19 protein-coding genes and 1 tRNA gene are annotated in these 21,143 nt (G+C 39.1%); 6 read left to right on the forward strand and 14 right to left on the reverse strand.

Annotated features, from left to right (window positions below):
* Positions 1-13: 13 nt before the first annotated feature.
* From nusA to MTF67_RS00245, 3 genes are all read right to left on the reverse strand, one after another.
* Positions 14-1,513 (reverse strand): transcription termination factor NusA, encoded by a 1,500-nt coding sequence (gene nusA, locus MTF67_RS00235; RefSeq protein ID WP_006793372.1) that lies wholly within the window; start codon positions 1,511-1,513, stop codon positions 14-16.
* A gap of 39 nt (positions 1,514-1,552) precedes the next feature.
* A complete protein-coding gene (gene rimP / locus MTF67_RS00240; RefSeq protein ID WP_006793371.1) occupies positions 1,553-2,008 on the reverse strand; it encodes a ribosome maturation factor RimP in 456 nt (151 codons plus the stop codon).
* 282 nt (positions 2,009-2,290) lie between these two features.
* Positions 2,291-2,367: transfer RNA gene (locus tag MTF67_RS00245), tRNA-Met, on the reverse strand.
* Positions 2,368-2,757: 390 nt separating this feature from the next.
* Between MTF67_RS00245 and MTF67_RS00250 the strand changes: the two genes are divergently transcribed.
* Both MTF67_RS00250 and MTF67_RS00255 read left to right on the forward strand, forming a co-directional pair.
* Positions 2,758-3,219 (forward strand): globin, encoded by a 462-nt coding sequence (locus MTF67_RS00250; RefSeq protein ID WP_008128088.1) that lies wholly within the window; start codon positions 2,758-2,760, stop codon positions 3,217-3,219.
* Positions 3,220-3,382: 163 nt separating this feature from the next.
* Entirely contained in the window at positions 3,383-4,939 is a 1,557-nt protein-coding gene (locus MTF67_RS00255; protein ID WP_039036641.1) for a cryptochrome/photolyase family protein, read from the forward strand.
* Between the two features lie 64 nt (positions 4,940-5,003).
* Here MTF67_RS00255 and MTF67_RS00260 read toward each other — a convergent pair whose 3' ends face one another.
* Together MTF67_RS00260 and MTF67_RS00265 are read right to left on the reverse strand one after the other, a co-directional pair.
* On the reverse strand, positions 5,004-5,450 hold the full coding sequence (locus tag MTF67_RS00260) for an Hsp20 family protein (protein ID WP_010555978.1): 447 nt from the start codon (positions 5,448-5,450) through the stop codon (positions 5,004-5,006).
* Positions 5,451-5,758: 308 nt separating this feature from the next.
* Positions 5,759-6,286 (reverse strand): redoxin family protein, encoded by a 528-nt coding sequence (locus tag MTF67_RS00265; RefSeq protein WP_039036640.1) that lies wholly within the window; start codon positions 6,284-6,286, stop codon positions 5,759-5,761.
* Positions 6,287-6,586: 300 nt separating this feature from the next.
* On the opposite strand from MTF67_RS00265, the gene MTF67_RS00270 reads away from it, so the two are divergent.
* The 3 genes from MTF67_RS00270 to MTF67_RS00280 all read left to right on the forward strand — a co-directional run bounded on the left by MTF67_RS00270 (position 6,587) and on the right by MTF67_RS00280 (position 9,434).
* Positions 6,587-7,081: a TlpA disulfide reductase family protein gene (locus MTF67_RS00270; RefSeq protein WP_052242857.1), complete on the forward strand. Its 495-nt coding sequence runs from the start codon at positions 6,587-6,589 to the stop codon at positions 7,079-7,081.
* A 127-nt stretch (positions 7,082-7,208) separates the two neighbouring features.
* Complete coding sequence (locus MTF67_RS00275) at positions 7,209-7,472, forward strand: GrxA family glutaredoxin (protein ID WP_010555975.1); 264 nt, start codon at positions 7,209-7,211, stop codon at positions 7,470-7,472.
* Between the two features lie 159 nt (positions 7,473-7,631).
* Entirely contained in the window at positions 7,632-9,434 is a 1,803-nt protein-coding gene (locus MTF67_RS00280; protein WP_006793364.1) for a DEAD/DEAH box helicase, read from the forward strand.
* 229 nt (positions 9,435-9,663) lie between these two features.
* On the opposite strand, the gene MTF67_RS00285 is transcribed toward MTF67_RS00280, so the two are convergent.
* From MTF67_RS00285 to MTF67_RS00315, 7 genes are all read right to left on the reverse strand, one after another.
* Positions 9,664-11,220: an AbgT family transporter gene (locus tag MTF67_RS00285; protein ID WP_006793363.1), complete on the reverse strand. Its 1,557-nt coding sequence runs from the start codon at positions 11,218-11,220 to the stop codon at positions 9,664-9,666.
* A 145-nt stretch (positions 11,221-11,365) separates the two neighbouring features.
* On the reverse strand, positions 11,366-11,641 hold the full coding sequence (locus MTF67_RS00290) for a YfcL family protein (protein ID WP_006793362.1): 276 nt from the start codon (positions 11,639-11,641) through the stop codon (positions 11,366-11,368).
* Positions 11,638-12,801, reverse strand: coding sequence for an ATP-NAD kinase family protein (locus tag MTF67_RS00295; protein WP_248518444.1), 1,164 nt, complete (start codon positions 12,799-12,801; stop codon positions 11,638-11,640). Before MTF67_RS00295 ends, MTF67_RS00290 begins: the two co-directional genes overlap by 4 nt.
* The gene (locus MTF67_RS00300) at positions 12,791-13,345 is read right to left on the reverse strand and encodes an elongation factor P hydroxylase (RefSeq protein ID WP_248518445.1); all 555 of its coding nucleotides are present in this window, start codon (positions 13,343-13,345) and stop codon (positions 12,791-12,793) included. The genes MTF67_RS00295 and MTF67_RS00300 overlap by 11 nt, the downstream gene beginning before the upstream one ends.
* A gap of 107 nt (positions 13,346-13,452) precedes the next feature.
* Positions 13,453-14,100, reverse strand: a complete 648-nt coding sequence (locus MTF67_RS00305; RefSeq protein WP_248518446.1) for a glutathione S-transferase family protein — start codon at positions 14,098-14,100, stop codon at positions 13,453-13,455.
* 68 nt (positions 14,101-14,168) lie between these two features.
* Positions 14,169-14,543 carry a DUF4112 domain-containing protein gene (locus tag MTF67_RS00310; RefSeq protein ID WP_058428598.1) on the reverse strand — a complete coding sequence of 125 codons (375 nt, stop codon included), beginning with the start codon at positions 14,541-14,543 and terminating at the stop codon, positions 14,169-14,171.
* 52 nt (positions 14,544-14,595) lie between these two features.
* On the reverse strand, positions 14,596-16,596 hold the full coding sequence (locus tag MTF67_RS00315; RefSeq protein WP_248518447.1) for a winged helix-turn-helix domain-containing protein: 2,001 nt from the start codon (positions 16,594-16,596) through the stop codon (positions 14,596-14,598).
* A gap of 174 nt (positions 16,597-16,770) precedes the next feature.
* Between MTF67_RS00315 and MTF67_RS00320 the strand changes: the two genes are divergently transcribed.
* On the forward strand, positions 16,771-18,726 hold the full coding sequence (locus MTF67_RS00320) for a fused MFS/spermidine synthase (protein ID WP_248518448.1): 1,956 nt from the start codon (positions 16,771-16,773) through the stop codon (positions 18,724-18,726).
* 227 nt (positions 18,727-18,953) lie between these two features.
* Here MTF67_RS00320 and aroC read toward each other — a convergent pair whose 3' ends face one another.
* Together aroC and prmB are read right to left on the reverse strand one after the other, a co-directional pair.
* Complete coding sequence (aroC, locus tag MTF67_RS00325; protein ID WP_006793355.1) at positions 18,954-20,051, reverse strand: chorismate synthase; 1,098 nt, start codon at positions 20,049-20,051, stop codon at positions 18,954-18,956.
* A 103-nt stretch (positions 20,052-20,154) separates the two neighbouring features.
* Entirely contained in the window at positions 20,155-21,090 is a 936-nt protein-coding gene (gene prmB, locus MTF67_RS00330) for a 50S ribosomal protein L3 N(5)-glutamine methyltransferase (protein WP_248518449.1), read from the reverse strand.
* Positions 21,091-21,143 lie beyond the last annotated feature (53 nt).

Raw genomic sequence — 21,143 nt, forward strand, 5'->3', positions numbered from 1 at the left:
CTCCGTTAATAAATTACTCGTCTGCAAACCAACAAATGTTTCGTGCAGCCATAATCAGCTCACCTGCTTGTTCAGATGAAAGCTCTGTGATATCGACTAGCTCGTCAATACCTTGCTCAGCCAAGTCTTCAAGTGTTACAACACCTTTACTTGCCATTACAAATGCTAGATGACGCTCTAAGCCTTCAAGCGCAAGTAAGTCTTCAGCTGGCTCTGCGCCTTCTAAGCTTTCTTCCGTTTTAAGTGCTTTAGTTGTTAATGCATCTTTAGCGCGTGAACGTAAAACATCCACCGTTTCTTCGTCAAGACCGTCAATTTCTAAAAACTCAGAGGCTGGCACGTACGCCACTTCTTCAAGTGTTGAGAAACCTTCGTTGATAAGTAAGGTTGCAAACTCATCATCGATATCTAAATTTTCAGTAAATAAGTTAAGTAACTTATCTGATTCCGCTTCATTTTTAGTACGCATTTCGTCAACAGTCATAACGTTTAGTTCCCAACCAGTTAACTGGCTTGCTAAACGAACATTTTGACCATTACGACCAATCGCTTGTGCTAGATTATCGGCTTCTACAGCGATATCCATCGAATGAGTGTCTTCATCTAATACTATTGAAGCAACCTCAGCTGGCGACATTGCATTGATAACAAATTGTGCAGGGTTGTCATCGTAAAGAACGATATCAACACGCTCACCACCAAGTTCAGACGAAACAGCTTGAACACGAGCTCCACGCATACCAACACATGCACCAATTGGATCAATGCGCTTGTCGTTTGACTTAACAGCAATTTTAGCGCGCGAACCTGGATCACGTGCAGCAGCGCGAAGTTCAATCATTTCTTCGCCAATTTCTGGCACCTCAATGCGGAATAATTCCATCAGCATTTCTGGCTTAGAACGCGTTACAAATAACTGTGCGCCGCGTGCTTCTGGCTTAACTTCGTATAAAAGACCACGGATACGGTCGCCTGGACGGAAGTTTTCGCGTGGTAGCATGTCATCACGGTAAATAACTGCTTCAGCGTTGTTGCCTAAATCAAGTACGATTGAATCACGCGTTGCTTTTTTAACAACACCTGTTACTAACTCACCCACTTGGTCTTTATATGCGTCAACAACTAAAGCGCGCTCAGCTTCACGTACTTTTTGTACGATTACTTGTTTAGCCATTTGTGTTGTGATGCGGTCAAATTTGATTGAATCAATTTGCTCTTCAACAAAATCACCTAGCTGTAAGTCAGGCTCTTCAACCTGCGCAGCTTCTAATGTTATTTCGCTGTAAGGATTTTCTAATGAACCATCCTCTAATACTTCAGCAATCTGCCAGCGGCGGAACGTATCGTAATCACCTGTTTTACGGTCAATTGATACACGTACTTCAATTTCACCATCGTGTTTTTTCTTTGTCGCAGTCGCTAATGCGAACTCTAATGCTTCAAAAATCTTTTCTTTTGGAACCGCTTTCTCATTGGAAACGGCTTCAGCAACCAATAATATCTCTTTTGCCATGGGTAATGCCTCGCTTGCCCTATTCCTTCGCACTCGAATTTAAAACTTTGCGATTAAATTCGCACGTTCTATATTACTAAGCATGATCAAATGCTCTACACCATCACTAGATAGTGTGATCATATCGCTGCTAACTGCTATTAAGTCGCCTTTAAAATTTCGACGACCGTCTTGTGGAAGTTTAGTACGCACTCGTACTTCCTCTCCTTGCGCCTGCTCGTAGTGATCTTGTTTGAATAATGGACGATCAACACCAGGAGACGACACTTCCAAATCATATTCATTTGTAATTGGGTCTTCGACATCTAAAATCGCACTAATTTGGCGACTAGCGTCCGCACAGTTATCAACTGAGATCCCATCCTCATGAGCAATATATACTCTTAAGGTAGAATGGCGACCCGCTTGTACAAATTCAAGACCATGTAACTCAAAGCCTAACATTTCTACCGCAGGCGTTAACATGGTTACTAAATCTTGTTCAAGTTTTGTCACGAAAATCCTCCATACAAACAAAAAAAGGGCTTATAGCCCTAAAATACTGAGTTTAAATTTTAATTTAATGACAACCGCCATAAATTAAGAAAGGTGCAGATACAACAACGCCCCGAACCAAGCGGGGCGTCACACCAATAAAGCATAAAACTGTGTGGCCTAGGGCCGAGCTTGGTTGCGAGTCAGTAACTGACCAAATTAAACTACATTAGCTTAAACGCAAAACGCGCATTACATAGAATGCGCGATATAAAATAATAAGTTCTCACTTATTAGTAGAATTGGTTGCGGGAGCCGGATTTGAACCGACGACCTTCGGGTTATGAGCCCGACGAGCTACCAGGCTGCTCCATCCCGCGCCAATAGATATCAAACCTTGATTTAACATCGCTGTTAGCTGTTTTAAAACAGACTAAACAATGGCCGCTATTATAGGGATGTTGGGGATAATTAGCAACCATAATAACCAATAACTTTGGAAATACAGTTCAAATCAGATGTAAGGAAATAAAACATTATACCTATTATAGGTATAAACCTATTTTAAACGGCTAATCATTTGCTGGCTAAGCCCAGTGAAATCACAATAATGGAATTAATAACTACTCTCACTTTTATTTAAAAAACAATAGAACTCAAAAAGTTATCAACAAATTAATACTTTTATATCAAAAAACGTGTAATTTTTGTTACGCGAGCTATAATGATAAAAAATAAAAAATAAGTTTTTAATCTTCTGTGAGGCTCTGATGAATTCACATAAATCTGTTTTATTAAAAAGTATTGGCATCATAAAACCAAACTTTCATGCATTTACCGCGCGTTTTCATAGAAAGCTTGTAGAGTCAGATATTTCGATGAACACGCTAACAGCTGAACAGTTTAACGAAAAAAGTTATATTTTATATTGTACCTTAGAGCGCATAATCAAAAATATTGATAATCCATCATCGGTTGCGCCATTTCTGAGCCATCACTTACAGTTTTTAAAAAAATTAAATATTCAGCAGAGTGATATTAAACCTCTGACTGATATATTTTATGTAACATTAGTTGAACATTTAGGTCGGTTTTTTAATGAAGAAAGTCATTTAGCATGGCGCAAAGTGCTTACTTACTTTGAACGCTATACGAATGATACGCTGTTTAACGTTTCTAACGTAGTGTGCTTAACCCAACTTTCGAAGCAAAAGCAAAGCAATAATAACTAAGGCGATTTTAATTGAGTCTATTCATATCAAATTTGATGCTTGATGAGTGTTTATACACTCATTAACGAATATTTAAATAAAGCTCAAATTATACAATTTGTTATTAATATTACAGCGATCGATTAAGCAGACATCCTCGTACAAATTCAATTTTGGTTTAATCATGGCGACTTACAAAACCTTAAGACTCATTTTAGGCGATCAACTCAATCCTTCTCATTCTTGGTTTAAAGGTAAAGAAGACGATGTTCTCTACCTTATCGCAGAATTAAAACAAGAAACCAATTACGTTAAACACCATGTGCAAAAGCTTTGTGCTTTTTTTAATGCGATGGAAAACTTTGCAACTGCGTTAAAATCTGCAGGTTTCAATGTATTGCACTTAACCCTAGACGACACACACGAAGATAAACACCTACCCGCACTACTAAATCGTGTTGCTAAGGAATATAACTGCTCCTGCATAGAATACTTATACCCAGACGAATTTAGGTTAAAATCGCAATTAGCTGATTTTGAAAAATCATCCGAAATAAATGTATCAGCATATGACTCAGAGCATTTTTTACTACCCTTTAACGAAATTAAAGATCGATTCAAAAAAGATAAGCACGTGACCATGGAGCACTTTTATCGTGCTATGCGTAAACGATATGATTTATTAATGGAGGACGATAAGCCAGCTGGCGGTAAATGGAACTACGACAGTAATAACCGCAATAAATTTTCTAAGCAAGACTTAAAATCTATCCCAGAGCCTAAATTATTTAAAAACGATGTAAGTCATATCCTCGCTCGTTTAAAAAAACACAACATCGCTTACTTTGGAGAAATTAAAGAAGGAAAACTCGAATGGTCTACGTCACGTAAGCAAGCCAAAGAATCTCTTGAATACTTTTGTGAGCATTTACTTGCCAATTTTGGTAAGTTTCAGGATGCAATGACAGATCAAAGTAAAGACAATACCAGTCTTTACCATAGCAGGCTCTCTTTTGCCCTAAACACAAAACTTCTTCACCCCTTGTATGTAATCAAACGTGTAATATCTGAATTCGAGCAACGGCCTGACGAGATATCTCTTTCACAAGTTGAAGGGTTTACCAGGCAAATACTCGGTTGGCGAGAATACGTTCGTGCTGTTTATTGGGTAAACATGCCCGACTACGCGACTAAAAATCAACTAAAAGCCAATAATAAGCTCCCTCAATATTTTTGGGATGGTAATACAAAAATGAACTGTTTGAACCACTCATTAAAGCAAAGCTTAGATACTGCCTATGCTCATCATATACAGCGCTTGATGATCATTGGTAACTTTTGTTTACTCAGCGGAATAAACCCTGACGAAGTTGATAACTGGTACTTAGGTGTCTATATAGATGCCATTGAGTGGGTAGAAATGCCCAACACACGTGGAATGAGCCAATTTGCAGACGATGGAATTATTGCTACCAAACCCTATGCTGCAAGTGGTAATTACGTTAATAAAATGAGCGACTACTGCAAAAATTGTCAATACGACGTGAAACAAAAAGTGGGGGATAAAGCTTGCCCACTGAACAGTTTATATTGGCGTTTTATGCAAACACACCGCGAAAAACTAGAGAAAAATCCACGCATAGGCATGGTTTATAGAAATTGGGATAAGCAAAGCGATGAATTACGCGAAGACACACTTAATCAAGCTACACACTACATAAATAACATTGAGTCTTTATGACACAAAAAAGCCGCCTCAGGAGAGGCGGCCAAATAATCAGGGAAAAAATGTTGTTAAAACCAGATTAGCTATCTTCTAATAAACGTCCTTGGCCAATCTCAATTTTGCGCGGTTTTAATGCTTCAGGTATTTCGCGCTTAAGCTCTATAGTAAGTAGGCCGTTTGCTAAGTCGGCGCCAAGTACTTTAACATGGTCTCCTAGCTGGAACTTTCGCTCGAAATTGCGCTCTGCAATTCCTTGATGAATAAACTTACGTTCTTTGTTTTCATCTTTATTAGCTTTTATACCCGCTACTTTTAATGTGTTATTTTCTGACTCAATGCTTAGCTCGTTGTCGCTAAATCCGGCAACAGCCATAGTGATTTGGTATCTGTCTTGATCGAGTGCTTCAATGTTGTAAGGAGGAAAGCTCGGCTGTTTGTCTGTGTTCGCCGCAGCATCCATTAAAGACGCTAAATGATCAAACCCAATGAATGAACGATAAAGTGGTGATAAGTCTACTGTACGCATAATAATATCCTCATATTTAAGCGATATTTTGTTTGCACTTTTCATTTGAACAAGCGCTAACAAATATAAATTAATAATATAAATTTCAATTGTTTAAGTTTAGTTTAGGACCCATCAGGCGTCCTACTAAACTATATATGGACGGTAAAAATGTTTTCAAGTAAATAAATTAAAATATTTAAAAAATTCCTCATTTTATAAACTAGTGAAATTAGTAACCCATTTTGAGGCATTAAAAAGTCAAATGCTTTTAATGCCTCAAAATGGTTGTTCAGTATTGTAGATTAGCGCTAAGTATTCATCGCTAATTAGTGTGTTAATGTGCCACGAATTGGATAATCGTTTTCGCGAATAAATTCAATGCCAGCCAACAAATCATTTAAATCAGGGCGTGAAAAAGGTGCATTTGATTTATCTAGTATCTGAATTTGATCATGCTCGTTAATTACAAAAATAGCAGGTTCAGCAAATGGGTGATCGGTTTCTTTTTCACTGCGTGGTTCACTAATATACAGGCCTAAATCAGTCATTTGAGCTAGTGATAAACCACTATAAAGAGGAAAATTAACATGTAAATCATTTAGATGCTCTGTTAACTGTGCGTGGCTGTCACCACTAACAGCGGCAATCTCTACCCCTGCATCTTTAAATTTATCATTCATTTTAGCAAGTGCATTAAGTTGTTTAGTACATAATGGACAATGCTTTCCGCGATAGATTACTATCATTTTCCAGGGTAAATCTGTCTGTCGAGCTGACACGTCAGCAAGGTTGTTCTCATTATCTTTAACTTTAAGTGAAGGCATTTTCATTGCTGGTTGTAAATAATTGCTCATGATCTTGATCTCCTTTGCAGTTAAAAAACATATTCTATATGTTCGTCTCAAATATAGAGCTTAGGGTTAAAGTTATAAATTCAACCATTAAAATGTAATCAGGAAATTTCTAACGTAATCAGCAGACCTTATTAGCTAAAGGCCTGATTTGTGTAAAGCAGTGAAACTTTAACATAGGCTTTATTAGCAACTGGGCTTGATACACAAGCAAACGCTAAAGCTCTGCCTATCAAATAACAGTGGCTGCTTAGCATTTATGTTAGGGTTGGTTTTTAATTATAAATAGGTCAGATAAAATCAATGGCATTAATACGTAGCACGTTAATGAATTTAAGTTTAGCAATACTCGTGTTTTACTTAGCAAGTGCCTACCAAACGCGTAATTTACTTGAAACAAACCATACTCCTGCCCCTTATTTTAACTTGCCTATTTTAAATAAAAATAACGAAAGATTTAGTATTGCAGAGCTTGAAGGGAGAACAACCATTGTGTATTTCTTTGCTCCTTGGTGCACAATATGCCGCTACAGCATGCCCAACTTACAAAGCACCTTAATAAACTCAGACATTAATGTAATTGGTATTGCCCTTGATTATAAAAATGAGCAACAAGTTACTCAATTTATTGATGACTTAAACCTAAGTATGCCCATACTTCTTGGTAATCAATATACCCAATCAAATTATAAAGTAAGCGCTTTTCCAACTTACTACGTAATAAATGCAAATTTACAGATAACAGCACACGCAATGGGCTATTCAACCCAATTAGGAATAGCGGCAAGAACGTGGTGAATTATGCCGTTCATGACTCGGTCAAATTAATGTTCATCGCAATAATAGAATGGCACAATCACTTTTTTGCGCTTTATTATATTTTTTAATCATTTAAACTAAATTCAATCAAATAAAGGAGAGCACTATGCTTACAGTAATTTTTGGCCGTGAAGGCTGCCCATTTTGTGTTCGTGCCAAAGATGTTGCAGAGCAACTTGCCAACGAGCGCGATGATTTTAAATTTCGTTACATCGACATCATAAAAGAAGGCATAAGCAAAGCCGATTTAGAGAAGTCAGCAGGTAAACCTTGTCCTACTGTCCCGCAAATTTTTGTTGATCAAAGTCACATTGGCGGTTTTACCGAATTTGAAGCTTATGCAAAAGAAAACCTAGGCTTGTACAAGTAGTCGTATATTAAATTTGTTAACCAGTTCAATAATCCCACAACTGGACTGGTTAAATTTCAACCAACATCAAGCACATACAAATTAGTTTTAATTTATACAAGCATTTGCCTCGCTAATCCTATATAATGCGCGCCTCTTTAAATTCGTTGAGGCGTATTAATGTCAGAACCAGTCACGTTTGAATCTCTAAATCTTTCTCCTGCAATTTTGAAGGCAGTTGAAGAGTTGGGTTACAAGACACCATCTGAAATCCAAGCTCAATGTATACCGTTATTGCTAGAAAGAAAGGACGTACTGGGACTAGCACAAACGGGTACAGGTAAAACCGCAGCATTTGCACTGCCGTTACTAAACAATATTGACCCGTCTGTGAAACAGCCACAGATCCTTGTACTCACACCTACACGTGAGCTTGCGATCCAAGTTGCTGAGGCATTTGAACAATATGCAAAAGGTACTCGTGGTGTTGAAGTATTAGCACTATACGGTGGCCAAAGCTACAGCATTCAATTAAGCGCACTTCGTCGTGGCGCTCAAATCATTGTTGCTACTCCGGGTCGATTAATCGATCATATTAACCGTGGCACTATCAAGTTTGATGCTCTTCAAGCACTTGTACTTGATGAAGCCGATGAAATGTTACGTATGGGCTTTATCGATGATGTTGAAAACATCATGGAAAAAACACCGCGCGAAAAGCAAACATGTCTTTTCTCTGCGACCATGCCTAAGCAAATTCAAAACATCAGCAGCAAATATATGAATAACCCTGAACAGGTTCATATTTCTGCGCGTAACTCGACAGTATCGTCTGTTGAGCAAGTGTTTTGGAACGCAAGCGTACATAAAAACAAAGCGATTGTTCGCTTTTTAGAAGCTGAGCAATACGAAGGTGCTATTGTTTTCGTACGTACACGTAACGATACCGTTCAACTTGCTGAATTATTAGAGCGCGAAGGTTTCTCTGCAGCTCCGCTTAATGGTGACATGAACCAGCAAGCACGTGAACGCACTGTTGACCGCTTAAAAAGTGGCATGCTGAACGTTGTTATTGCAACAGACGTAGCAGCTCGTGGTCTTGATGTAGACCGTTTAAGCTTAGTTATCAACTACGACATTCCACAAGATTCTGAAGCCTACGTTCACCGTATTGGTCGTACAGGTCGTGCAGGTCGTACTGGTAAAGCAATTTTATTTGTTAAGCATAACGAACGTTACTTACTTAAAAATATCATTCGTCATACTAAGTCTGAAATTGCACAGGTTGAATTACCAACAGCTAAAGTTGTTGAAGAAAAACGTATCGCTGCGTTACAAGCAAAATTAAGTATTGCGCTTGAAAACAAAGACATTACGTTCTTTAACGAAGTGGCTACTAACATGGCTGAAAAGCTTGACCTTCCTCTTGAAAACTTAGCGGGTGCTTTACTGTGTTTGGCACAGCAACAGTCGCCAATTAAAGTTGAAGAAGTTAAGATTCAACCACGTGAGCGTAATGAACGCAATTCACGTAATGACCGTGGTGATCGCGGACGTCGTAACGAACGTGGTGGTGAACGTTCTGAACGTAAACCGCGCGAGCGTAACAGCCGTGATGCAGGCCCTATGGATACTTACCGTATCGAAGTAGGTCGTGAGCATGGTGTTCAGGTTAAGAATATTGTTGGCGCAATTGCTAATGAAGCTGATATCTCAAGTAAGTTTATTGGTGACATTCGTTTACACGATCAACACAGCACTGTTCAGTTACCACAAAACATGCCTAAAGATGTACTGGATCATTTCCAAAAAGTGTTTATTTGTAAACGCCCAATGGGTATGACAATTACACAAGATCAAGGCCCAGCTGAACCACGTGGCGAACGCCCATCTGGTGATAGAAAACGTAACGATGGCCCACGCGGTGATAAGCGTAGCGGACCTCGTAAAGAACGTCGCCCAGTTAGCTTTACCGCTAAGTAAGCAACAGTTCTTTAATAAAAAAACCTTGGTATGAAAGTGCCAAGGTTTTTTTGTGTCTAAAATTTAAGTAATGGTTCAAGCTGTTCTGCGTAACTCACAACCGCAAGCCATGATTATCTTCTAAGCACGGCGACTATAAACTTCTGTGTAAATCATTCAATTAAAACTAAAAAGCCCCACTACTTTATTAATAGTGAGGCTTTTACTGTATTGTACCGAATGCTCTATGTTAAGGCGCTACTGCTGGATACACGTAACTTGCATCTAACCCTAGCGGAATACCCAATGCCCAATAACCGAGTAGAAACAAGCTCCAGCCTATTAAAAATGCAACCGAGTATGGCAGCATCATCGCTATTAGCGTACCAATTCCCGTACTTTTAACGTACTTTTGACAATAAACCACAACTAATGGGAAGTAAGGCATAAGCGGTGTAATAATATTAGAGCTAGAATCACCAACACGATAAGCCGCTTGCGTTAAATCAGGTGAAATACCCAGTTGCATTAACATAGGCACAAATACCGGCCCTAGTAATGCCCACTTGGCCGAGCTAGAGCCTACAAATAAATTAACGAATGCGGTTAAAAATATAATACCTACCACCGTTACCGAACTTGGAAGTGCCATGGCTTTTAATAACTGCGCCCCTTCGATTGCAAGTAATGCCCCTAAGTTAGATTTGCTAAAGGCAGCAATAAATAACGCACAAAAGAATGCCATAACAATGTAGTAAGCCATACCGCCCATTGCCTTGCTCATGGCATCTATCATATCTTTAGAGCTTTTAAATGTACCTACTGTAAAGCCATATACTGCGCCTGGGATCCAAAATAACAAAAAGATCAACGGCACAATAGATTGCATCAAAGGTGAACGGAAGTTAGTTAATGAACCATCGCTACTACGCATGGCTGAATCTACCGGCGCAGACACGTAAGCGAGTAAAGCAATGCCTGCAATCATTACGCTGCTTGCTATGAAGAATGCGCGCTTTTCATCGCTACGCGCATCTTCAAAAACAGGTAAGTCTTCACTATTTCCATCTAGAGGCGTATTTTGTAAACGCGGTTCAATAATCTTATCGGTAATATACCAACCCAGTAATACAATAAACATGCTTGATGCTGAGGCAAACGCCCAATTATTTAATGGATTTATCGACATATCAGGATTAATAATATGGGCAGCACTTTGTGTAAAACTTTGGAGTAATGGGTCTATTCCAGATGGAATAAAGTTGGCGCCAAAGCCACCACTTACACCGGCAAACGCCGCTGCAATACCCGCTAATGGGTGCCTTCCTGCTGCATAAAAGATTACGCCAGCTAACGGTATCACAAGCACGTAACCTGCGTCCGTGGCTGTATGGCTTACAATAGCAACTAAAATAATAGACGGTGTTAACAGCTTTTTAGGCGTTACTTTTAGCATTAGCTTAAGGCCAGTATTAATAAAGCCTGAGTGCTCAGCTACACCAACACCTAACATAGCAACAAGTACTACGCCTAAAGGAGCAAAGCCGGTAAATGTTTTTACCATTGAAGATAAAAAAGTGGCCAACGAGTCGCTTGCAAGCATGTTGTTTATTATAATTGCTTCGCCTGTACGCGGATCAATTGCATCAAAACTTACGCCAGAAAACCACCACGACAACCCCCATATTAATAACATAGCAAACAAAAATATAATTGCTGGATCAGGTAGCTTATTACCAACCCGCTCAACTACATTCAAGAAGCGCGCAACAACTCCTGAAGGTAAAGCATCTTGATTATTACTCATTGTATTTCGCTCATTAAAATTTATTTAAGTAACAATATCGCATTAATACGCAACAGTAAATTAACGTAAAAAGCTATTTTAGGAACGTTAAACAAAAAAAGCACGATTACCAAAGATAATCGTGCTTTTTTTGTTCATTTGGTTACTAAGCGAGCGCTTTAACTTCTTCCCATAAGCGAACAACTAGTGCCTTGTCTTCTTCGTTAAGTTCTCCGTTACGGTACGCTTTTACAAGACTTTGCTCTACTGTTTCGTTTAACTGCTCAATACTGATAGTAAGTTGCTCAACTTCAGCATAGCCTACAGCAAGATCAAAATGACCACGTAAGTAGCCGCCTGCAAATAATTCGTCATCCGTTGCTTTGATAACTAAATCATCATAATACTGTTGAGCCGCGTCAATATAGTTTACTAAGGTCACTTGTTTATCTCCTGATTTTGTATAGCACCCGTTTCATCTTGGTATTGGTGCCCTACTGCATACATAATATGGTCGTTAAATCCGGTGGTTACTTTTATGTAACCTGTTAATTCGTCGTCTAGTTCGTTGTCGCCTGTATCGCAAATTAACGGGCGGTTATTCAATGCCTGTAGCTTGGTTTTTGTTGCAACAACAATAATATTCTCTTTGCCAATAGCGCGGATAAGCGCAGGGCTTAGCTGCTGATTTCCGCGACCAAAAATATGACCCTGCCCACCAATTAAAGTGATCACAAGTTTGGTCTTTTTCTTATGGGTGAGTTCAAGTAAGTCGGCGGCTGTTAGGTCTTGGCCTACAAGTGTTTGATCTTTTATTAAATCAACACCCAACAAAGTATTTTCAAGGCCCATTTCTTCCATTATAGCTTCGACTGTTGAACCACTTCCCATAATGTAAAGTGTGTCTTCGTCCATTTCGCTCACTACGTAAGCGGCTATATCTGAAAGTACTAATTCGTCTGTTTCTTTACCGCCATTTTTTACAGCTTGCACATAACGTACTTCGCTGGGTATTTGCATTTCGCCAAAGCGTTTAGCTTTTACTGTACCCTTCCTAAATGCGTCCTCGTCAATATCCATCACATCGGCATCAGCTAACGTCACTAATTCGCCTTTTACGAGCATTTCAACAACTCGCCCTGCAGCTTTTGGTGTAATGGCATATACGCCAGAGTGGATTTTACAGCCAGCAGGAATGCCAAGTACTGGGACAGTATCTTCAATGGCATGGCAAATATTACGAGCGGTGCCATCGCCACCTGCAAATAGAACTAAATCTACATCGGCATTTTTTAACACCTTTGCGGCATTCTCGGTATCATCCGGCGTTGTTACTGCGTCTGTGTTGTATACAACTTCAACATTAAAACCTAAAGCTTTTGCTGTTTGTTCGCCCATTTCGCCATTTACGGTATAAATAACAAGCTGCTCTTTATACGGTAACAGTATTTCTAGTGCGGCTTTAGTACGGCTATTTGCTTTAGGTTGTGCACCTAGCTCAATCGCTTTTGCTGCGGTTTGTGCCCCATCACTTCCCTTGAGGGCGACACTTCCGCCTAATCCTGCTACAGGGTTTATAATTAAACCTAATTTAAACTGCATCACAAAACTCCTGAGGGTGTTGCCAATCAAACTGATTTGCAGTCATTGGCCATGGTGTGTGATAAAAACGAGTAAGCGCGATTAATAATGATTGAGTTCGTGTATTAAAACCCCTTTCAATCAACGTAAGCACGCGCTGGTGAACCCGCTTTTGAAAATCAAAACGACATGTTTGTTCACCATTTAAATTATCTACCGATACATTAAAGGGAAAACCCGCTGCGGTGCTTAATAGCCATTCAATGGCTTGTGGCTTGACTTCTACACTTTCGAACTCAGCCTGCTGGTGTTTATCGCGGCCATCGGGGCAATACCAATAGCCGTAATCTTCTTGTTGTCGACGATCAATGCCCGCAACCAGCCAATGGGCTATTTCATGCAAGGCACTGGCATAAAAACCATGTGCAAACACAATTTGATGATAAGGAATGTCTTGTGTTGCGGGAAGGTACACGGGCTCACAATCACCTTTGATCAGCCTTGTATTATGGCTTTGGTAAAATGTGTTTTCGAAAATAGAAATAAGATCAGCGATTTGATGCATATAATACGACTAATTCGTCTCGGTTAAAGCGCCTTTTGGCGCACTAAAAACGAGACGAATTGTACGGGCTTTTATAGCTAAAGTAAAAGTCGCTTACTGACCTATATTTATAAATCAACCCCAGCTTCATCTGCATCAACAATATCGGTTTCTTGCAGTGTTTGAGTTATCCAGCTTTGTAATACAGGGCATGCTAATACATGTTGGCAATAACTATTAGCGGCTTTAGACAAGGTTACCTGATAGGTTTTCAATCGCAGTACAATGGGGGCATACATTGCATCAACAATACTAAAATCGCCAAACATCCACTGGTTTGGGTAAATCTCTTGCTGTTTAGCAAATATGTCGTCGATGCGGGCGATGTCTTTTTTAGCATCATCTGAAAGTGTAATTTTTCGCTTTGCCCTTATATTCATTGGCATTTCACTTCGAAGAGCCATAAAGCCTGAGTGCATTTCAGCGCTTAAAGCTCGTGCAGTTGCACGCTGCGTTACGTATTTAGGCCAGGCTACTTGCGAAAGGTACGCATCGTTAATGTATTCACAAATAGCAAGTGAGTCCCAAACGTGTAAATCACCATCAATTAATGCGGGTACTTTTTGAACTGTAAAATGTTTTTTTAACTCGCAGTAAAAGTCTGGGGTATCGAGTACAAGCTGAATTTCATCAAACTCCAATTCAAATTTACTCATTAAATACCATGCGCGCAATGACCAGCTTGAGTAGTTTTTATTGCCGATAAATAATTCCATTACCTATTCCTTGTTAAAAACGAACTTCCCAACTGTACATTAATTAATCGCAAAATAAATACTAAAAATTACCCGTTACTGTTTTTATTTAGTTGCTTAGTAATATACTTTTTCAGTATGAGTGTATTTCGGGTGTTAGCTTTAAAAAACGCATCAAATATATCGCCAAAAAGAGGGATTGATCCGATAAAAAAATCTATCAGCATATTAATAATTATCCGCAGTTTAACATGCCAGCTAATACCTAACTTATGAGCCTCAAATAATACGTAACTAGATAAAATAAGCCCTATCACATCCCCTACAACGGGTACAAAACCAATAACCGCCTCAATACCAAACCTAAAGTTTGTAAAAGGAAAACGAATACTACTGTCGGTTAGTTGACTAAACCTTTCTAAGCGTTTTAATGCTGCTTGGCGGTGTTGCGTGTTTGTCTTCATAACCCCCCTATCTTTAATTTCATAATTTGACAATTACTAATTTTTATAATTGTTAATTTAAGCGCACTAAGGTACGTGTTCTTTTCGGCTCTGTTAAATAAAGAAATTGCTGAAAATCATGGGATGCATTTATTAGCATTTTCCCATCATCTTTGCCGGTGAATATAGTTTTATTACGACCTGTTTTAAAGTCTATTTCATTTATCTCATAACCGTCTTTATCTGCAAGTGTGACTGTCATCATTGTAGCTCCGGCACTCAAACCGATGATCTCTTTTGCAGTTGATTGCCAAACAGTCTCAAGTTCTTTGTTTTTGTTCAATCTAAAGATCTGTTTTTCATTGGAAAAATAAACCTGATCCTGTTGATCAATATCCATGGCATAACATGCCAATCGCTTTCCAGAGCCTGTATAAGGTGTTAATTCGAGCGTTTCTAAATCAAATTTAGCTGGGTGAAAAGTAACACCGTCTGCAGCGCGATAAGAAACTAAAATAGCGTCTTCGTGGTGATACATTTCTCGTAGATAAAATGAATGATAGGAGTGAGGAATACTCACAAAGCTCTTTTCTTTGAAATTAATTCGAAAGAGTGTATTTTTACTAGCAGTGATCACCTCTTCACCATTTTTTGACCAAACTATACCAAATAGTTCTTCATTATCTGGATTCGAAAAAATCAGCGTTTGCGTGCTATTTTCATACAAAAATAATTGCTTTGTACCAAAACGATGAGATTCAAATACAAATTTTGACGAGTCAGGGGAATACACAGGTAAAAAGTCGATCGATGAGGTATCTACAAGGGTTTCAAATTGCGTTGGCGCTTGACGAGTAGAGCGGGTGATATCCACATCAATCTTAACTAATTCCATTAAAATATCGTTACCTGACAACGAGAAATGCGCGTCTCTAATAATGTGGTAGTTATTAAACGCCAACTTTTTTAGTTGCCCTTGTAAATTTAATAACTGGAGTTCATGCTTATTACTAATCAATAATTGTTGTTCATCGGGGTGCCAGCTCAATCCCTGTACTGAATCTTCAACAATCGCTAATGTTTTCGTTGTGCTTGTCTTAATGTCGAGCAAATCAACTCTGTATTTATTTTGCCCAGCTTCATAAGCTAGTGCAATAGACTGCTGGCTCGGTGATAATGCCTGCAACTTCATCCAATCCTGTCCTGCGGATGACTTGATAACACGTTTTTCTTGCGTTGTTAAATCAATTGCACTTAGTTGAGTATGATTATCGCTTTGGCGTTTTTCAATAAAATAAATATGGTTGTCACTGGCCCACTCTAACTGCTGACTCGTCACAGTAAAGTCTTTAAAAGTATAAACTTCTCTGTAGTTGGCAGGTTGTAATGTCAGTTTATCTAAGGTGAAATACCCCAGTGTTTGAGTATCTTGCTGGTGCACAAATGCGATTTCACTGTCGTCTCTGCTCCAGCCTAGGCTGTGATAGGTTGATTGCTTTTGGGTTAATCTAATTTCTTTTCCTGAGCGTAAGTTTTTTAACCAGATAGTTTGATTTGGCTTATCACCACGCACAAACGCTATATGCTCACCATTATGTGATAAGGAAATACTGGATTCATTTTCTTCACTCGAAGAAATGGGCATCAATTTAGTAAAGTGTGTTTTTACTTGGGGTGTATCGGGATACAACCAACTTACAGCCCCAATCAACGTGACCATTAAAATGACCAACGCAGACAAATATATACGCTTGGGTTTATTTAACTGAGGCTCAGCTACTTCGAGGCTATACCCACGTTTTGGGTGAGTAATAATATAGCGTGGATTTTTTGAGTCTTCACTCAATGCTTTTCTTAGCAATGCAATACAGCGCTGTACATAACTGGGGCTAAATGTCGCATTGGGCCATACGGCTGAAAAAATTTGTTCTTGGCTAACCACAGTACCCCGGTGTGAATAAAGGTATTGCAGTACATCCATGACTTTAGGTTCAACGACTTGCTCTGTGTCAGCTGATGATATTTTGCATCGACTGACATCTATAGCAAATTCCCCTATTACAAACTCGCCCACTAGCTACTCCAATAAATTATTATAAATCATATATTAAGGTTTTCTTAAGAGAAACTCTAGGCTAATTCCATTGCTGCTTAATCTGTTACCCGCAATGCTGCTCACATGATTCATTAATAATTAAAATCCATGCTTCGTATCATATTTATTTTAACCATTTTTGTTAGCGCCTTTTTGCTATTTCAAATTCAACCTATGCTATCTAAAGAGCTGTTACCGCGATTTGGAGGCGGCGCATCGGTGTGGTCAGCCAGTCTGTTTTTTTATCAAACTGTTTTATTACTTGGCTACTTTTATGCACATTTTTTAAATCGTTATCCTTTAAAAAAACAAATGCTAATCCATATTTCGCTTGTTGTTTTAGCAAGCTTAATTAGCCTAAACAAGGTCCATGTTAATTTAAACTTAGCTCCTAACTGGTCCGTAATGGCAAACTTACTAAATCAAATTGGCTTAGTGTTTATGTTACTGAGCGCGACTAGTGTGCTTATGCAACGATGGTACATTGAGCATGGTAAAAATACCGTGCCCTATCATTGGTATTCGGTTTCTAACCTTGGCTCTTTATTAGCCTTAATAAGCTACCCAATCGTATTTGAAGTGTTTTTTTCACTGCCACAACAAAAACATTACTGGCAAATAGGGCTGCTTACCTACTGCATGCTATTAATCTGTTTAGCTTATAAACTTTTAAGCAAGAGCAGCAAAGCAAGTAACTCATCACTACCACACGTTCAAACCATTCTCAAAAAACCAAATGTGCTTTGGATTATTTTATCCGCAACAAGCTCAATAATGCTAATTGCGACTACGCAAATGATCAGTACTAACATCCCACCTATGCCACTTGTATGGGTGGTGCCGCTTGCTATTTATTTAGGTAGTTTTAGTTATACGTTTGCCAATAAAAATAACTATAACCGTTCTGTTTGGGTATATGCTTTTATATTCAGCGCATTTGCAGGTCTAATAATGTACTTCTTAGGAAGTCAGTTTAATGCAATTGCACAAATTGTTATTTATAGCTTTATACTATTGAGTGGCTGCATGATTTGCCATGGGGAACTGAGGCAACTCGCACCACAAAGTACATTACTAACACACTTTTATCTATATATTGCTTTAGGTGGCGCACTTGGCAGTTTATTTACAACGTTATTTTCTCCACTGCTGTTTGAACAAATCACCGAGTATATCGTCGCTTTAGCAGTGCTGCTAATTCTTATTAGTTACATTCATCTGACTCAATTTAAAAAAATAAATACGCTTTTAATCGGTACGACAGCTCTGTGGTGTGGCTGTTATTTAGTTCTTTATTCTAGTTTTAATCAATATAACGTTGCATCGCAGAGAAATTTTTATGGTTACCTCACAGTAAAAGATATCAATACTCCCGAGCTTGCACAAAGGCGCTTAATTGATGGCACCACAATACATGGCTCGCAGCCTTTGCATGGTCAAGATGCACTCGCTAGCAGTTATTATAATCAGCACACAGGCGTTGCTAAATCGCTCGCAATACTTAAAAGCCAAGAAAAGCTCAACATGGGCGTGGTAGGGTTAGGTGCTGGAGTGTTGGCTAGTCTCGCTGACAAGCACGATTCAGTGCATTTCTATGAGCTAAACCCCGCGGTATACACAATGGCAAATACATATTTTGATTACCTTAAAAACAGCCCTGCTAAAGTAAATGTCACCATTGGTGATGGCAGAGTCGCATTAGCAAACGAGTTTAAAAGTAATGCACCTTTAATGAATGCATTAGTCATAGATGCATTTTCAAGTGACGTCATTCCCGCCCATCTATTAACTCAAGAAGCGTTTGAGCTGTACTGGCAACGATTAAGTGAAAACGGTATTTTAATCATCCATATATCAAATAATCATATAGATTTACTACCAGTGATCCAAGCGCATAGTACTTACTTTGATAAAGCATTAATAAAGTTTAAGCACAGTGCAAATAAATTAACTGCATTAGACTCTGAATGGGTTGTATTAACCAGCAACCAACGGTTTTTAGATACTGTTGAAATCAGTGAGTTATCGCCAATCAAATTCTACCCAGACTCTCAGTTAGTACACTGGACGGATCAAAAAAATAGCTCATTACCCCTAATAAAATTTTAAACCGAAAAATGGGACTTCGCCCCAAAGTATTATAGGTGTTCTTTATTCAAATAAATCAATACCTACTTAAACTTTCACAGGACTATAGATTTCTGGATTTAATTCAGTTACCTAGCGCTGCAATATTCAGTAAACCAATATAAAATTTATAAGAAAAATAAACATAAAAAAGCACAGTATTAAATCGTGCTTTATTACGCTTAAAGAATTAATTTAAAAACAATGAGTCAAACTGAACCATTAATAGGCCCGTGTTCGTGGTTTACATGCGGGTTTTGCCCGCGCTGGCGCAGTAAATGGTCCATTAATGTAATAGCCATCATAGCCTCAGCAATAGGTATTGCTCGAATGCCCACACACGGATCATGACGACCTTTGGTGATCATCTCAACCGCTTCGTTGCTTGTATTAATGCTCTTACCAGGGATAGTAATACTTGACGTCGGTTTTAACGCAATAGACGCTACTATGTCTTGCCCTGTAGAAATACCTGCAAGCACACCACCAGCATGGTTTGAAGTAAACCCTTCAGGTGTTAGTTCATCACGATGCTCTGAGCCTTTTTGTTCAACAACGTCAAAGCCATCACCAATTTCTACACCTTTAACGGCATTAATGCTCATTAGTGAATGCGCAATTTCAGCATCTAACCTATCAAATACAGGCTCGCCTAATCCTACCGGTACGTTGCTAGCCACCACTTTTACTTTAGCGCCTACTGAGTCACCTTGTTTTTTTAGGTCACGCATGTATTCATCGAGCGCTTCTAGCTTGCTTACATCAGGAAAAAAGAACAAGTTGTTTTCAACTTCATCCCAATCGTAACTTTCTGCTTTAATAGGACCTAGTTGGCTTAAACATGCTTTTACTTCAATACCATGAAATTGCTTTAAATATTTTTTAGCAATGGCGCCAGCTGCTACGCGTATTGCGGTTTCACGTGCAGACGAGCGGCCACCTCCGCGATAATCACGAAGGCCATATTTGTGCCAATAGCTGTAATCACCATGGCCGGGGCGAAACACGTCTTTAATTTTGCCGTAATCTTGTGAACGTTGATCGGTATTTTCGATTAATAAACCAATACTTGTACCCGTTGTTTTACCTTCAAAAACGCCTGCTAAAATTTTTATTTGATCGCTCTCGCGGCGCTGCGTAGTGTATCGGCTTTGGCCTGGTTTGCGGCGATCTAAATCTATTTGTAAGTCGGCCTCTGTTAATTCAAGACCTGCGGGAGTGCCGTCAACAACGCCGCCTAAAGCAACGCCATGGCTCTCTCCAAAAGTGGACACTTTAAATAACTGTCCAATGCTATTACCTGCCATTAACTTTCCTCATTCCTAATGACGACCATTAGCTGGGCTAATATGCCCAGCCATGTATTCACTCGCGTTCAAGTTAGTTCATATTAACCTAAAGCAAGTCGTGTTATTTTGAAAAATACTCATCTAGCTGTTTTTTGCTAATAACAAATACGCCTAAACCACCTTGCTCAAACTCAATCCATTCAAATGGCGCATTTGGATATAAAGAATCCATATGTACCATAGAGTTCCCCACTTCTACAAATAACAAACCGTTATCGGTTAGATGATTGCTGGCTTCGCTTAAAATAGTACGCGTTACATCAAGACCATCGTGCCCTGATGCAAGGCCTAGCTCTGGCTCATGATGAAATTCGCGCGGTAAGTCTGCCATGTCTTCAGCATCCACATACGGTGGATTAGCCACAATTAAGTCGTACTTTTGGCCTTCTACGCCACTAAATACATCTGATTGGATAGGCAGTACTCGATCACTTAACATGTAGTCATTAATGTTGATATCAGTTACTTCAAGCGCTTCATACGAAATATCAACAGCATCTACTTGCGCTTGCTCAAATGCTTGTGCAAGTGCGATGGCTATACAACCTGACCCTGTACATAAATCTAAAATACGATTTACCGAGTTTGGCTCAACAAGCCAAGGCGTAAAACGATTGCTAATAAGTTCTGCAAATGGTGAACGAGGAATTAGTACACGTTCATCTACGTAAAACGGCATACTTGCAAACCATGCAATGTTAGTTAAATAAGGCACTGGAGTGCAGTCGTTTATACGCTCAGCAATAAGACTCGCTAGTCGGTTTTTTTCTGTACTTGTTAAACGCGCATGCATTAATTCTTTTGGTGCATCAACGGGTAAGCTAAGCGCTGGTAAAAGCAGGCTCACAGCTTCATCCCACGCGTTATCTGTTCCGTGTCCAAAAAATATACTACTACTTGCAAATTGGCTTGTAGTCCAACGTAACCAGTCATGTAAAGTTGACAGTTCTGCAACAGCTTCTTCGAGTGTTGCTTCTTCAATTTGTAAATCGCTCATATATTTTTACCTGTATTAGCTTACTGACTGTTTTGAGTCTTTAAGACGATTGC

It is taken from the genome of Pseudoalteromonas sp. 2CM32C (assembly GCF_023161925.1).
In the GTDB taxonomy this organism is placed as follows: domain Bacteria; phylum Pseudomonadota; class Gammaproteobacteria; order Enterobacterales; family Alteromonadaceae; genus Pseudoalteromonas; species Pseudoalteromonas marina.